Source organism: Streptomyces sp. NPDC012637, from assembly GCF_042954805.1.
In the GTDB taxonomy this organism is placed as follows: Bacteria; Actinomycetota; Actinomycetes; order Streptomycetales; family Streptomycetaceae; genus Streptomyces.
Genome location: NZ_JBIBDS010000001.1, coordinates 1,506,639 through 1,520,753 on the forward strand (window position 1 = coordinate 1,506,639; position 14,115 = coordinate 1,520,753).

The 14,115-nt window shown below is 73.5% G+C and carries 13 protein-coding genes; 5 read left to right on the plus strand and 8 right to left on the minus strand.

The window, feature by feature from the left end:
* Window positions 1–26 precede the first annotated feature (26 nt).
* Window positions 27–851: a methyltransferase domain-containing protein gene (locus tag ACFY8W_RS06860; RefSeq protein WP_391101112.1), complete on the plus strand. Its 825-nt coding sequence runs from the start codon at window positions 27–29 to the stop codon at window positions 849–851.
* Window positions 852–1,164: 313 nt separating this feature from the next.
* Here the strand turns inward: ACFY8W_RS06860 and ACFY8W_RS06865 are convergent, their stop codons facing one another.
* Complete coding sequence (locus tag ACFY8W_RS06865; RefSeq protein ID WP_391101114.1) at window positions 1,165–3,111, minus strand: DUF5107 domain-containing protein; 1,947 nt, start codon at window positions 3,109–3,111, stop codon at window positions 1,165–1,167.
* Window positions 3,112–3,246: 135 nt separating this feature from the next.
* Here ACFY8W_RS06865 and ACFY8W_RS06870 point away from each other — a divergent pair, with 135 nt between their 5' ends.
* Window positions 3,247–3,579 (plus strand): DUF6204 family protein, encoded by a 333-nt coding sequence (locus tag ACFY8W_RS06870; RefSeq protein WP_391101117.1) that lies wholly within the window; start codon window positions 3,247–3,249, stop codon window positions 3,577–3,579.
* A 300-nt stretch (window positions 3,580–3,879) separates the two neighbouring features.
* On the plus strand, window positions 3,880–4,281 hold the full coding sequence (locus tag ACFY8W_RS06875) for a hypothetical protein (protein ID WP_391101119.1): 402 nt from the start codon (window positions 3,880–3,882) through the stop codon (window positions 4,279–4,281).
* Window positions 4,282–4,288: 7 nt separating this feature from the next.
* Here ACFY8W_RS06875 and ACFY8W_RS06880 read toward each other — a convergent pair.
* The 4 genes from ACFY8W_RS06880 to ACFY8W_RS06895 all read right to left on the minus strand — a co-directional run bounded on the left by ACFY8W_RS06880 (window position 4,289) and on the right by ACFY8W_RS06895 (window position 6,660).
* A protein-coding gene (locus ACFY8W_RS06880; protein WP_391101121.1) for an IS5 family transposase occupies window positions 4,289–5,148 on the minus strand; the annotation gives its coding sequence in 2 pieces (ribosomal slippage) (window positions 4,289–4,794 and window positions 4,794–5,148; 861 coding nt in all).
* Window positions 5,149–5,185: 37 nt separating this feature from the next.
* Window positions 5,186–5,776, minus strand: coding sequence for a GNAT family N-acetyltransferase (locus ACFY8W_RS06885; protein ID WP_391101124.1), 591 nt, complete (start codon window positions 5,774–5,776; stop codon window positions 5,186–5,188).
* A gap of 282 nt (window positions 5,777–6,058) precedes the next feature.
* Window positions 6,059–6,421, minus strand: coding sequence for a hypothetical protein (locus tag ACFY8W_RS06890; RefSeq protein WP_391101126.1), 363 nt, complete (start codon window positions 6,419–6,421; stop codon window positions 6,059–6,061).
* Complete coding sequence (locus tag ACFY8W_RS06895) at window positions 6,418–6,660, minus strand: DUF1049 domain-containing protein (RefSeq protein ID WP_391101128.1); 243 nt, start codon at window positions 6,658–6,660, stop codon at window positions 6,418–6,420. Before ACFY8W_RS06895 ends, ACFY8W_RS06890 begins: the two co-directional genes overlap by 4 nt.
* Before the next feature lie 176 nt (window positions 6,661–6,836).
* On the opposite strand from ACFY8W_RS06895, the gene ACFY8W_RS06900 reads away from it, so the two are divergent.
* Together ACFY8W_RS06900 and ACFY8W_RS06905 are read left to right on the plus strand one after the other, a co-directional pair.
* Window positions 6,837–7,586 (plus strand): GntR family transcriptional regulator, encoded by a 750-nt coding sequence (locus ACFY8W_RS06900; protein WP_391101130.1) that lies wholly within the window; start codon window positions 6,837–6,839, stop codon window positions 7,584–7,586.
* A gap of 259 nt (window positions 7,587–7,845) precedes the next feature.
* The gene (locus ACFY8W_RS06905) at window positions 7,846–8,925 is read left to right on the plus strand and encodes an adenosine deaminase (protein ID WP_391101133.1); all 1,080 of its coding nucleotides are present in this window, start codon (window positions 7,846–7,848) and stop codon (window positions 8,923–8,925) included.
* An 8-nt stretch (window positions 8,926–8,933) separates the two neighbouring features.
* On the opposite strand, the gene ACFY8W_RS06910 is transcribed toward ACFY8W_RS06905, so the two are convergent.
* The 3 genes from ACFY8W_RS06910 to ACFY8W_RS06920 all read right to left on the minus strand — a co-directional run bounded on the left by ACFY8W_RS06910 (window position 8,934) and on the right by ACFY8W_RS06920 (window position 14,099).
* Entirely contained in the window at window positions 8,934–10,658 is a 1,725-nt protein-coding gene (locus ACFY8W_RS06910) for a CocE/NonD family hydrolase (protein ID WP_391101765.1), read from the minus strand.
* Window positions 10,659–11,157: 499 nt separating this feature from the next.
* Window positions 11,158–12,102, minus strand: coding sequence for an LD-carboxypeptidase (locus ACFY8W_RS06915; RefSeq protein WP_391101135.1), 945 nt, complete (start codon window positions 12,100–12,102; stop codon window positions 11,158–11,160).
* Window positions 12,099–14,099 carry an LpqB family beta-propeller domain-containing protein gene (locus ACFY8W_RS06920; protein ID WP_391101137.1) on the minus strand — a complete coding sequence of 667 codons (2,001 nt, stop codon included), beginning with the start codon at window positions 14,097–14,099 and terminating at the stop codon, window positions 12,099–12,101. Before ACFY8W_RS06920 ends, ACFY8W_RS06915 begins: the two co-directional genes overlap by 4 nt.
* Window positions 14,100–14,115: the final 16 nt, after the last annotated feature.

Sequence of the window (14,115 nt, forward strand, 5' to 3'; positions counted from 1 at the left end):
CGCCCGCTCAACGAAGGAGCCCGGTCATGCCGTCGTCCACGCCTCCGCGCGAGACCGCCACGTACACCCACGGCCACCACGAGTCCGTGCTGCGGTCGCACAGTTGGCGCACCGTCGAGAACTCCGCCGCCTACCTGATCCCCGAACTGCGCTCAGGACTGGACGTCCTGGACGTCGGCTGCGGGCCGGGCACGATCTCCGCCGATCTGGCGGAGCGGGTGGCGCCCGGCCGGGTGACCGCGGTGGACGCGGCTGAGGGCGTGCTGGCGAAGGCACGGGCGGCGGCGGCCGAACGGGGCGTGGCCAACGTGGAGTTCGCGGTGGCCGACGTCCACGCCCTGGACTTCCCCGACGACTCGTTCGACGTCGTCCACGCCCATCAGGTGCTGCAGCACGTCGGGGACCCGGTGCAGGCGCTGCGCGAGATGCGGCGCGTGTGCCGGCCGGGCGGCGTGGTGGCGGCCCGGGACAGCGACTACGGCGCCTTCACCTGGTTCCCGGCCTCGCCCGTCCTGGACCGCTGGCAGGACCTGTACCGGCGCGTGGCCGCCGCCAACGGCGGCGAGCCCGACGCGGGCCGTCGGCTGCTGTCCTGGGCCCGCCGGGCCGGGTTCACCGACGTCACCGCCTCCGCCGGCGTGTGGTGTTTCGCGGGCCCGGAGGAGCGCGCCTGGTGGAGCGGCCTGTGGGCGGACCGCACCACCGATTCGGTCTACGCGAAGCTGGCCGTCGAGGGCGGCCACGCGACCAGCGGGGAACTGACGGAGATCGCCGGGGAATGGCGCGCCTGGGGCAAGGAGGACGACGCCTGGTTCATGGTGCCGCACGGCGAGATCCTGTGCCGGGTGTGAGGTGGCGGCGGATGTGAGGTGGCGGCGGGTGCGAGGGATGCGCCGCTCGCCGGAGACGGGCCGAGGACCGGGCGACACCCCGGCAGAGGACCGGGCGGCACCTTTGCCGAGAGCCTGGCCGAGGGAACGGCGACGCTCCGGCCGAAGACCCGGCGACACCCCGGCGGAGGACCGGGCAGCACCCTGGCTGAGGACCCGGCGACACCCCGGCCGAGGGCCCGGCGGCACCCTCGCCGAGGGCACGGCCGAGGGCACGGCGACGCTCCGGCTGAGCGCGCGCGGTATCCGGCCCGGCCTTCGGCTCCCGCCCGGCTCAGCTCGGCCGCATGCGGAACTCGTAGGCGTACGGCAGGGGTTCGTCCGTGAGCCGGGACCACAGCTCGCCCAGCTCCTCGGCGCCCTCCTTCAGGTCGGCCACCTCGAAGCCCTCGTCGAAGACGGCGCGGGCCTCCGCCGTGCGCCCCTCCGCGAACAGCAGTCGCGCCTCCAGGTAGCGGAAGGCGCCACGCGCCCGGACGTCCTCGGGAAGCCGGGACAGCACGGCACGGGCCTCGGCGGTCCGGGAGGCGGCGAGCAAGACGGTGACCGTCTCGCGCCCGAGGGCGGCGGTCACGAGCGGATCGCCTCCGTACTGGTCCTCGAACGCCTCGGCACAGCGCTCGGCGGCCCGCTCCAGGTGCCCGTCCTCCCGGTCGGCCACGGCCAGGCAGTAGAGCAGCGGCCAGCGCTCGGCCGCGTTCTTCAGACCGCGCTCCCAGCTCCGTACCGCCTGGGCCAGGTCGCCCGCCGCCCACTGGGCCACGCCCAGGTGGTACTCGGTCACCGGGTCGGCCGGAGCGGTCTCCAGCATGTCCCGCCACGCGTCGGAGACCGGCGTGGGCCCGGGCGCGGCACCCGGCTCCGGGGCGGGCAGGGCGCCCGTGCGGAGCAGGTCGAGCCACGGCCGCTGCTCCGCGCCCAGGAGCGAGGCTTCGAACGGCGTGCCCGGCAACTCGTACCGACCGCGCAGCACTTCGAGCGCGCCCCAGCCCGAGCCGATCGCGAGCCGCCGGCCCGGCTCGGTGTCGGCGGCGGCACGCCACCGCTCGTACGCCGAATCGACCTCGGCGCGCGGCACGGCCTCGGCGAGGGCCTGCTCGACGCTCGCGCGGGCAGCGGTCCAGTCCTCGCCGAGCGCCGCCGCCGGGTCGGCGGTCAGCGGCCCGTACACCTCCAGCCAGGACACCTCCTCCCCGGCCTCCAGGGTCGGGTGCTCCAGCTGGGTGCGGGCGAGACCCGCCTGGATCTCGGCGTAGCCGGGTGTGCCGGGCTCGGTCAGCCACTCCTGCCAGCGGCGCCCGCCGCGGCCGGTGCCCCACACGAAGAGCTTGCGGCCGAGCAGGCCGTCGGTGGAGGTCTGCACCAGGCCGGCACCGTGCTCGTCGAGCGCGGCGATCCAACGCCGCTGCCCGTCCGGCAGCGCGTAGAAGTAGTCGCCGGCGTGGGTGCTCTCCAGCGGGTACGTGCGGTCGGTGCCGTCGTCGGTGCGCGGCACCGGGACCCGGCGCAGGGCGTGGGCGTAGCCGAAGTGCCAGGCGGTGTCGGCGGGTGCGAGGACCCTGCGGTCCTCGGGGACGGCCGTGTTCGACCACCAGTAGCAGGGCACGGCCCTCTCGTGCGGGTTGCGGATCCGGATCCCGACGCGCAGGTGCTCGGCGTCCTCGGGCAGCCACAGGTCGACCTGGAAGGGCAGGTCGCGCAGCCGCTCCCACTCCCACAGCCGCAGCATCTCGCCGCCGTCGGGCGCGGGGACGACCGCCGCGTGCAGCGGCGCGCAGGACAGGGTGGTGTGGCCGCGGGCGCCGATGTTCCACTCGATGCCGCCGGAGAACCAGGCGCCGTTGAGGGCGAACGCGGCGGGCTGCAGCACCGGGTTCCGGTAGAGGAGTTCACGGCCGGTCGGCTTGTGGAGCAGCGAGTGGACGCGTCCGCCGAGGCCGGGGAGCACGGTGACGCGCAGCCGGTCGTTCTCGAGCTCGATCGCTTCGAGGGCGGTGGGGGTGCGCTCGCGCCCGTACCCGTCGCGCATCCGGGTGGGCAGCAGGGTGCGCAGCGGGGCGTGGCCGAGCTGCCGGGCCATGTCGCGGGGCAGTCCGGCCCGGTCCCGCTCGTCGACCGCGGGGGTTACGGGCCCGCCGATGCGGTGGAGGGCGGGCAGGGGGTTGTCCGGGCCCAACTGCGCCGCGGGCAGGGTGAGTACGGCACGTCGTACGGTCGTCATGTCGACCATGGAACACGGCGGAACCATCCCTGGCCAGAGGGTGGACAACGGCCTCCGAAGGCTTGACCGGGAAATTCCGTTGCGCCCTGCACCGGTCGCCCTAGGGTGGTGCTTTTACCGAGGAGGGCGCCAGGCATGGGCACGCAGCACACGTACCGGGTGATCGTGCGGGGCACGTTCGACGGACTGTCGGAGGAGAGCCGGAGCCGGCTGCTCGCCGAGGCCGACGAGCACGGCATGTCGGCGATGCGCTTCACGGAGGAGGGCTCGCTCGCCTACGACCGGACCCTCAAGCACTTCTCGTACCGCGTGATCGTCGTGTCCGACGCGGAGGACGGCGAGGAGATGGCCGGGGCGATCGCGGAGGACCGGGTGGAGCGGGCCCTGAAGGAGCAGGGACACGGCTTCGGCGGGCTGCGGTCCTCGGTCACCGACATGGACACCATGAAGATCAACTACAAGCGCTGACGCCCGGCCGACGGTAGGCGGACCGGCGGTAGCGATTGCCTGTAGGCGGTTGGCGGTCGCCACGCCGACGTCCGGCTGCCGGCTGCCGGCAGGCTTCGACCTGGGGCGTGTTTCTCAGATCTGTCTATGACATCGTCGTTCTCGTGATCGAGTCATGGCCGACTCGGCGACTTCTAGGGGCAGCGTCGCCTGGCGCAGGGGGAAGGCATGGTTCACAGTCCATTCAACGTTTCTTCGGCGCATGACCAGAGTATGCGCTGGAAGCTTGGCGGGTCTGGGTCGGCTACGTGGTCGTGGTCGGTGAACGATGCCGAACAGATGGTGCGCGCCTCGTACGTAGGGCCTGAGGTCCTGGCCGGGTTCATGAACGGTGTCCAGGCTCTGCTCCTCGGGTGCAGTGCGACCTTCGTGACGTTCTTCGGCGAGCCGAGCGGGACGAGAGTCTTCTTCAACCAGACAGAGAAGGAAGTCTTCGTTCAGATAGTGGAGTTCGCGGACCTGAACGAGCCGGCGTCCTGGTGGTCGAACGCGAGACTGGTCTGGGCAGGTCGGGTACAAACAGAGGCGTTCGTCAGTGCCTTCATGGCCATGATCGAGGAGCTTCTCTCCGAGCATGGGACACACGGGTACAGGAGGCGCTGGGGCTACGAGTTCCCCGTCTTGGAGTGGGCGGCCCTTCAGGCAGCGCACAGCTCCCGCTGACTCGAACCTAGACCCGCGTCCAGATCAGGATGGCTGCGATGTGCAGTGCGGCCTGATAGGCGATGGCGAGCTTGTCCGTTCGCATGGCCAGACCACGCCATTGCTTGAGGCGATTGATGCACCGCTCAACGGCATTGCGCTGCTTGTATGCCTCGGTGTCGAAGCCGGGCGGGCGACCACCGGCGCGACCTCGCCGCAGTCGGTGACCGACCTGGTCAGCGGGCTGCGGGATCACGGCACGGATACCTCGCCGCCAAAGATGCGCACGGATCGCACGGGATGAATACGCGCGGTCCGCCAGGACGACGTCCGGGCGGGTCCTCGGCCTTCCGGTTCCGCTTCGGGGAACACGGATACCGGCCATGACGGTCTCGAAGGCCGGGGCGTCGCCCGCTTGGCCAGCGGTGACGCGGAGGGACAAAGGCCGTGCATGGCTGTCGCTGACGAGATGGACCTTCGTACTCAGGCCGCCGCGGGAACGTCCGAGCGCGTGGTCATCGGGCTCGACACGAAACGGCGCCCCTTTTTCCTGGCTCCGGCGGCGTGCTGGTGGGCCCGGCAGACAGTCGAGTCCACCGACACGGTCCAGCCGATGTCGTCAGCACCGTCGGCCGCTGCCAGGAGCGCGGCGAGGATCTGTTCCCAGGTGCCGTCCACGGCCCACCTGAGCAGCCGTTTGTGAGCGGTCTGGAATGAGCCCAGCTCATCCGGCAGGTCCCGCCAAGGCGAGCCGGTGCGGTACTTCCACGCGATGGCCTCCAGGGTTCGACGATGGTCGGCCCATCGCCGACCACGGACCGGATCGGCCGGCATCAACGGCTCGATCCGGTCCCACATCGCATCAGTGATCACACACCGGACAGACACATCCGATCAACCGACGAGCAGACCAAGGAGACACGCCCTAGCCGTGGGCGGTCGACAGCCTGGTGGTCTTCGGCCGGCGGTCTTCGGGCCGGCGGTCGGCGGTCGTCGCCCAGCGCTCGTGGTCGCGCCAGGCGCCGTCGATGAACAGCATCGCGGGCGAGAAGCCCTCCAGGCGGAAGCCGGCACGCCGGACCAGGGCGCGGGAGGCGGTGTTGGCGGGCTGGATGTTCGCCTCCAGGCGGTGCAGCCCAAGCGGCCCGAAAGCGTACGCGAGGACGAGCCCGAGGCCTTCCGAGAGCAGCCCGCGCCCGGCGGCGTGCGCGAAGGCGCCGTAGCCGAGGGCACCGGAGAGGAACGAGCCCCGGACGATGTTGTTGATGTTGACGAACCCGGCGATGCCGCCGCCATCCCGCTCGCACACCAGGAATCCGGCCCTGGCCGGGTCCTCGATCAGCGGGCGGGCGTAGGTCTCGTACGCCTCCGCCGTCTGCGGCGGGAACAGCCACGGCGTGTGCAGCGCGCGGCTCTCCCGGGCGCGGGCGGTGAACTCGTCGGCGTCGGCGTAACGGAACTGCCGCAGGCCGACGCGGGCCCCGGTGACGAGATACGGGCCAAGATCGTCGGACATGGCCCCAGGCTACCGCCGCGCGGTCCGGTCCGTACCGAGGTCCGGGCCGGGCACCACGGCCGACGACGGCGGTGAGGGGGCGGGGCCGGAGGGTGCCCACCTCGGGCTCGGCGCCGGAGACGCCCGCCCCGGAGCCGGCGCCGGACTGGACCACGCCGGCGCTGAGCCCGGGACCGCCCGCCCCGGCTCACCACCACAACCGACCGTCCCGGCCCAGCACCACCGACCGTCCCGGCCCAGCACCCCAACCGCCCGCGCAAGCCTCGGCGCCGGGCCCAGGCCTCAGCGGCGGGCCGCCGTCACTCGGGCCGGGCAGGTCTCGCCCTTCTTCACCACGCCCACCACCACCCGCCCGCGCGCCGCGCGTTCCGCGCCCGGCGCCGGGTACTGGGTGCAGACCCACCAGTTCGGCGGCCAGAGCACCCGACGGTCCCGGCCACCGACGTCGTGGACGTCCAGCCGGGTACGCGGCGCCAGGACGGTGAAGACCCGCCACAGGCCCCGGCCGAGCAGGTCGGGCATGGGCTGCCGCCCACCGGCGCGCTCCGCGCCCTCCTCCTCGCCCACCGCCGGCTCCGCGGAGCTCACGGCCACCGCCGCGAGCGCGAGCACGGCACCCGCGCCGAGCAGCGCGGCCCGCCTCACTTGCGCCTCCGGGCGGCCGCGTAGTAGCCGCAGCCCGCGCTGAGCAGGGCGGTCACGAGGAGCGCGAGGTAGAGCGGCATCGAGACCTCGGGGACCAGCAGTCTGATCCGTACCTGGTGGGTGTTCTCGAAGATGAACACGAGCAGCAGGACCGCGACGACCGCGATCGCGATCCGGCCGGGGGTGAGGACTCCACCCGCCCGGGTCCCGTCCGTGCTCGATGTCTCCCTGCGACTCATGGCCGGCCTCTCCTCCGTCGTGCGTCCCCCCAGGATGGGCCGATTCCGCGGGTTCGGCGGCGGCGAAGGCACCCGTCCGAGTGACTTGTCAGACAACAGCGGGCCGCTACGGTAGACGCGGCGGACGTGACCGCGCACCTCACGGGTGCGGGCGCCAGCACGAGGAGGACCGATCCGTGGCAGCCGGCGGACAGCGACGACGCCCCGTCGTCGCACTCTACGAACGGATCGCGGACGCCATCCACGACGGCACCTATCCCCCGGGCTCCACACTCCCCTCCGAGCCCAGGCTCGCGGGCGAACTCGGCGTGAGCCGCCCCGCGCTGCGCGAGGCGCTGCTGCTGCTCCAGGAGGACGGGCTGCTCACGGTGCGGCGCGGGGTGGGCCGGACGGTCAACGCCCATCCGCCGCGGCGCGGCTTCGAGCACGTCCAGGCACTGGAGGAGCTCCTCGGCACCGCCGTCCCGCTGCGGGTGCGAGGGCTGCTGCGCACCGTCGAGGAACCCACCGACTTCACGACGCAGCACCTGCTCGCCCCGGCCGGCGCGGAGCTGCGCTTCTGGGAATCCGTGCTGACGGGCGAGGCGGGTCCGGCGGTCCTGAGCCATGAGTGGGCGGCGGCCGACGAGGTCCTGGAGCGGGCGCACCCGGCCTTCGCGGAGGCCCTGCGCACGGCGGTGGCGCCCGAGCGGACGTCGATGCTGGGGATCCTCGCGGGCGCCTCGCGGGGTGTGCCGCTGGGCGCGCACAGCGCGGTGACGGCCACGTTGCTCGGGCGGCGCAGGGGCGAGCAGTTGGGGCGGCCGGCGGACACTCCGGCGGTGCTGGTCACGCAGGTGGTGCGGGTCGAGGAGACACCGGTCCTGGCGGCCAAGCACATGCTGCCGACGGGCGCGCCCGCGCTGCCGGTGCTGCAGTCGAACTGAGCCGCGGGGCCCCGGCCGCTGGGCCCGGGAGCTCGACGACGTCCACGCCGGGCACTCCCCGGCCACGGCGAGTGGGCCACCGACGGCACTCCCGGGGTGACGCCGCCGTGCGGTGGGTGCGCCGGCGGGCGGGCGGCCGGGTGGTGCCGGGATGCGGCGCCTCCGCGAGCCCCTTCCCGCCGCCGCTGTCCCCGTCGCCGCAGGCCCTGTCGCCACCGTCACACCATCGGGTGCCTGCGGTGGCGTACACTTCCCCGCCATGCACTTGTCTGACAACCCTGCCTCCCCTGCCGTCGCCGACTGGATCCGCAAGGCTCCGAAGGCCGTCCTGCACGACCACCTCGACGGCGGGCTGCGCCCGGCCACGATCATCGAGCTGGCCCGTGAGTGCGGCTACACCGCGCTGCCCACCGAGGACCCGGCCGCGCTGGCGGTCTGGTTCCGGGACGCCGCCGACTCCGGATCCCTGGAGCGGTACCTGGAGACCTTCGCCCACACCTGCGCGGTGATGCAGACCCGCGAGGCGCTGGAGCGGATCGCGGCCGAGTGCGCCGAGGACCTGGCCGCCGACGGGGTCGTCTACGCCGAGGTGCGCTACGCCCCCGAGCAGCACCTCGAGGCCGGTCTCACCCTCGACGAGGTCGTCGAGGCCGTGAACGCGGGCTTCCGCGAGGGCGAGCGCCGCACCGGCGGCCGGATCACCGTCCGCGCCCTGCTCACCGGCATGCGGCACACCGACCGCTCCCTGGAGATCGCGCAGCTGACCGTCGCCCACCGTGACAGCGGCGTGGCCGGCTTCGACATCGCCGGCGGCGAGATCGGCAACCCGCCGGGCCGCCACCTCCCCGCCTTCCAGCACCTGAAGCGGGAGAACTGCCACTTCACCATCCACGCGGGCGAGGCCGTCGGCGCGGAGTCGATCCACGAGGCCGTGCAGGTGTGCGGCACGGAGCGGATCGGGCACGGGGTGCGGATCACCGACGACATCGCCGAGGACGGCACGCTGGGCCGCCTCGCCTCGTACGTCCGCGACAACCGCATCGCCCTGGAGGTCTGCCCGACCTCCAACCTCCAGACGGGCGCGGCCAAGGACTACGCCTCGCACCCGATCGACGAGCTGCGCCGGCTCGGCTTCCGGATCACGCTCAACACCGACAACCGGCTGGTCTCCGGCACCACCATGAGCGAGGAGTTCCAGCACATGGCGGACGCCTTCGGTTACGGCCCGGAGGTCTTCGAGGAGTTCACGGTCGCCGCCCTGGAGGCCGCCTTCCTGCCGCTGCCGGAGCGGCAGCGGCTGATCGACGACCTGGTCCGCCCCGGCTACGCGGCGCTCTGACGACGACGTCAGTTCACGACCGGAAGCTCCAGCGTCCCCGTGTCGTCGGGGGCGCTGGTGATGGTCACCGGCTTGATGCCACGGTTGCCGAAGTACGCGGTGTCGCTGCCGGCGATGACGAGCTGGAGCCGGTGGCCGGTCTCGTACCGGTGCACGATGGCGGGCAGCTCGACCGTGAACGGCCGGGTGACGTCGGGCACCCGTACCGGTGCGACGAGCCGGTTGACCAGGGTCTTCGTGCCGTCCGGGGCGATGTCGTAGACCTTGGCGAAGAGCACCAGCTTGTCGGCGGCGTCGCCGGAGTCCTGGACGGCCTCGGTGCGGGGTGACTCCACCCGCAGCCGGGCCTTCGGCGCGCCGACGACGTCGACCGGCTCGCTCAGCGGGCCGCTGGTCCAGGCGGCGTAGGTGCCGGGTGTGTCGTACGGCTGCGGGTCGGGAAGGCCGATCAGGCCGGTGAGCGAGCTGCCCGAATGGCTGGTGGGGACGAGCCAGTTGGCGTAGGAGCGGCTGCCGAGGGCGACCTTGTTCCGGTTGTCGACGAGCTTGCCGTCTCCGGAAAGGTAGAGCTTCCGGTTGTGGGCGGGGACGGCGCCGGCGGTGCCGTAGCCGCTCTGCCAGGAGCGGTAGTAGGCGAACTCGGGGCCGGTGTCGGCTGCCGTGTTGCCGCGCAGGTGGCGGTCGAACCAGGCGAGGACGCGCCGGCCGACGTAGCTCGCCTCCAGGTCGCCGCCGCCCAGGTCCAGTTCGCCCGGGGCGGCACCGCCGCTGTGGCCCCAGGACTGCCAGATCATCTTGGTCTCGGTCCCCTGGGCCTGGAGCCTCCGGTAGGTGTCCGTGGCCTCGTTGAGGTCGAACAGGCTGTCGGACTGGCCCTGGACGACGAGGGTCGGCGCCTTGACCCGGTCGAGGTACGAGACGGGCGAGACGCTGCGGGCGTAGGCGAGCATCTTCTCGGTCTCGGCCTGCGGGTAGCGGCCCGAGTTGAGCAGCCGGACGGTGTCGCAGGCGTCGGTGACGAAGTGCAGACAGCCGATCGAGTTGATCCGGCTCGGGTCGAGGGAGGGCACGAGCAGCGGCTGTCCCTCGCCCATCAGGTAGAAGCCGTTCGCCCACTGCCATTTGAAGACCCCGGGCGTGGCGCGGTCGGCGCTGTTCGGGGCGAGGGAGTAGGCGAGGTCGTTCCAGGTGACCAGGGGGACGAGGGCGTCCAGGCGGGGATCGGTGGCGGCGGTGGCGAGCTGGACGGCCCCGCCGTAGGACCCGCCGATCATGCCGACCCGGGGGTCACCGGCGCCGTCCTGGCTGACGAAGTCGGCGCGGGTGCCGTCGTCGGCGGCGCGGGTGCCGGCGAGGAAGTCGACGAGCCGGGCGGCGGCCCGGCCGTCGCTCCGCGGGTCGTCGAGGGAGATCAGGCAGCCGCTCTTGCCGAACCCGAGGCCGGAGTAGACGAGTCCGACGTAGCCGCGGGCGGCGACGGCCTTGCCGATGGCGTCGGTGGAGCCGTCGTTCTTGCTGCCGCCGAAGCCGTTGGTGGCGAGGACGGCGGGCGCGGGGTGGCCGGCGTCCACTCCCGCCGGGCGGTAGAGGTCGGCGTCGACGGCGCAGGTCCTGCCGCCCGCCTCGACGGTGAAGCGCAGCGGGGTGACGGTGTACGGGGCGGGCTCGGCACCTCGCGCGGGGGCGGCGAGGGCGAGCGGCGCCGCGAGCGCGGCTGCGGCCGCGAGTGCCAGGGCCTTGCGGGATCTGCGGGATCAACGGGATCCGCCGGTTCTGGGCAGGGCACGGGCACGGGACACGAAGACCTCCACACCGAGGACGCGCGAACGACCTACCAACTGGTAGGTACGGGGCCGCGCTCATGGTGTGACACGTGTCAGAGGGTCGTCAACGAGCAGGACAAACGTTGTTGACGGAGATTCAGTGAAGGTGCGGCAGGACACTGCGGCACGGTGAGGTCGGGGCGTGGTCGCCGGCCCCGCCCTGCCTCGGCGTCGCCCGGCACCCGGCACCCGGCACCCGGCACCCGGCACCCGGCACCCGGCATCGTCCACCCCACCCCGCCTCGGCGTCGTCCGGTCCCCCGGCCACAGCGTCGCCCGGCACCCCAGCCACAGCATCGTCCGCCCCGCCCCGCCGCAGCGTCCTCCGGTCCGCCCGGCCACAGCGTCGCCCGGCACCCCGGCCACAGCGTCGTCCGCCCCGCCTCAGTCTCGTCCGGCATTCACGGCCTCAGCTCAGTGCCGGCACGTCCAGGGTGAGCGTGCCCGTCTCCGTGTCCAGGACGCCCGGGATGCCGAGGGGCACGGTCGGCGCGCTCTCGTGGTGGCCGAAGCCCATGTTCTCCAGGACCGGGACGCCGAGGCCGCCGAGGCGGTCGGCGAGCACCTCGCGGACCTCGTCGTACGGCCCGCACTCCTCCCAGGATCCGAGGCCGATCGCGGCGACGCCGTCCAGCCAGCCGGAGCGGAGCAGTTGGGTGAGCATCCGGTCCAGGCGGTACGGCTCCTCCCCCACGTCCTCCAGGAGCAGCAGCCCCCCTCGCGCGGAGGGGCGGGCGTGCGGCGTGCCGAGGTCGGCGGCGAGCAGGGCGAGACAGCCGCCGAGGGTGACGCCGTGGGCGCGGCCCGGTGCCAGGGCGGTGGCGGTGTCCAGGCCGATGGTGCGGACCGACTCGGGTGCGAAAAGGGTGGCCCGGAGGGACTCCTGGGTGCGGGCGTCCTTGAGGAAGGCCGCGGCGGCGACCATCGGGCCGTGCAGGGTGGCGAGCCCGAGGCGGACGGCGAAGGCCTCGTGGAGGGCGGTGACGTCGCTGTAGCCGACGAGCACCTTGGGGCCCGCGGCCCGTATCGCGGTCCAGTCGAGCAGGTCGACCATGCGCTGGGCCCCGTAGCCGCCGCGGGCGCACAGCACCGCGGAGACGTCCGGGTCGCACCAGGCCTCGGTGAGGTCGCGGGCCCGGTCGGCGTCGGCGCCGGCCAGGTGGTCGAGGGCGGGGTGGGTGTCGAGGACGTGCGGGGCCACGACCGGGTCCAGGTCCCAGCCGCGCAGGATGTCGAGCCCGGCCTGGAGGCGGTCTTCCGGTACGGGCCCGCTGGGCGCGACGACGGCGACGCGGGCGCCGGGACGCAGCCGGGGCGGCCGGACGAGTCCACGGGGCGGGAGTCCGTGGGTCATGACCTGAGCTCCAGTTCGGCGACGTCGGCCCGGTCGATGCCGAAGGTCCTCGCGTACAGGGCGAGTTCGGCTTCCAGGGCCCGGGTCATGGTGTCGGCGCGGCGGAAGCCGTGGCCCTCGCCGTCGAAGGCGAGGTAGCCGTGCGGGACGCCCCGCCCGGCCATGCGGGCGAGGAACCGCTCGGCCTGCGCGGGCGGGCAGATGACGTCGTCGAGTCCCTGGAGCAGGAGGAAGGGCGCGGTGATCCGTTCGGCGTGCTCCAGCGGGGAGCGGTCCCGGTAGCGGGCGGGGACCTCGTCGAGCGGGCCGATGAGGGAGCGCATGTACTGCGACTCGAAGTCGTGGGTCTCGTCGGTGGCCCAGGCGGCCGGGTCGAGGATGGGGTAGATGATGGTGCCGCAGGCGTACACGTCGCTGTGGGTGAGCGAGGCGGCGGCGGTCCAGCCGCCCGCGCTGCCGCCGCGGATGGCGAGCCGTGCGGGGTCGGCGGTGCCCTCGTCGGCGAGGGCGCGGGCCACTGCGGCGCAGTCCTCGACGTCGACGACGCCCCACTGTTCGCGCAGTCGCTCGCGGTACTCACGGCCGTAGCCGGTGGAACCGCCGTAGTTGACCTCGGCGACGCCGATGCCCCGGGAGGTGAAGTAGGCGATCTCCAGGTCGAGGACGAGCGGGGCGTGGCCGGTGGGGCCGCCGTGGGCCCAGATGACGTAGGGCGGGAGCTCGTCGCAGGGCGGCGTGCGGTCGGGGTTGTGCGGCGGGTAGACGTGGGCGTGGACCTCGCGGTCGTCGGGTCCGGTGAAGGTGCGGATCTGGGGTTCGGGGTAGTAGACGGGGTCGACCGGGTCGTGGTGCGGGGAGCCGATGACGCGGGCGCGGCCGGTGCGGGTGTCCAGCTCGACGACTTCGTAGGCGCTGCGCGGACTCGCGGCGACGCCGACGACCCGGGTGCCGTGGACGGCGAGGTCGGCGGTCCATTCGGTCCAGGGTCCGGCGGCGTCGACGAGTTCGCCGCTGTCGGGGTCGAGTATGCCGAGGGCGGTGGCGCCCTTGCCGTGGACGACAGCGATCAGTCCGCTCTCCAGCGGCTGGAACCAGGCGAGGCCGATCTTCCACAGCGGCCCGCCGAACTCCTCGGCCCGGGGACAGAGCGGGACCGGCGCGTCGGCGGCCTCGCCGTCCTCGCCCGTGGTGCGGTAGAGGTTCCACCAGCCGGTGCTGTCGCCGAGGTGGAGCAGCTGTCCTGCGGCGGTCCAGGCGATCTGGGGGACGGACTCGTCAGGGCCGCCGGCGACGACGCGCGGGGCCGTGAAGGCGCCTTCGGGGGTGATCTCGGCGAGCAGGACCTCGGTGCCGTCCCAGGGCATGCGGGGGTGGTCCCAGGCGATCCAGGCGGCCCGTCGGCCGTCCGGTGAGACGCGCGGTGCGGTGACGAACCGGTGGGCGCCGTCGGTGAGTTCGCGGATCCGCGCGCGGTCGTCGGCGGCGGAGCCGTCGAGCGGTACGGCGGCGATGACGCGGCGCACGTCGGTGGGCGCGGGTCCGGTGAACTCCTCCAGGACGCACCAGACTTCGGCGCGCTCGGGCAGCAGCACCGGGTCGGCCCAGCGCAGACCGTCGCCGGTGCCGGAGACGGGCGTGAGCGGGCGCGGCTCCGGGCCGCCCGGCGCGTCGGGCTCGAAGGCGTAGAGCCGCTGGTCGGAGTGGTGGCAGAAGACGACGAGCGGGGTGCCGTCGGCCCGTACCGTGCCGGCCCACGGCCGGCCGCCGTACTCGATGACCCGGCTGCGGACGTTCCACGGGGCGGGGAGCATCGACTCCTCGGTGCCGTCGTGGCGGCGGCGCACCAGGGCGCGCCGCCCGCCCTCGGCCGGCCGTGGGGCGGTCCACCACACCTCGTCGCCGACGAAGCCGACGTACTCGGGCCGTCCGTCGTGTGCGGCGGCGAGCGCGGCGCCGATGGGTGACGGCCAGCTGCCGTAGGTGGCCGTGGGTGCCATCAGGATCCCCCCTGTA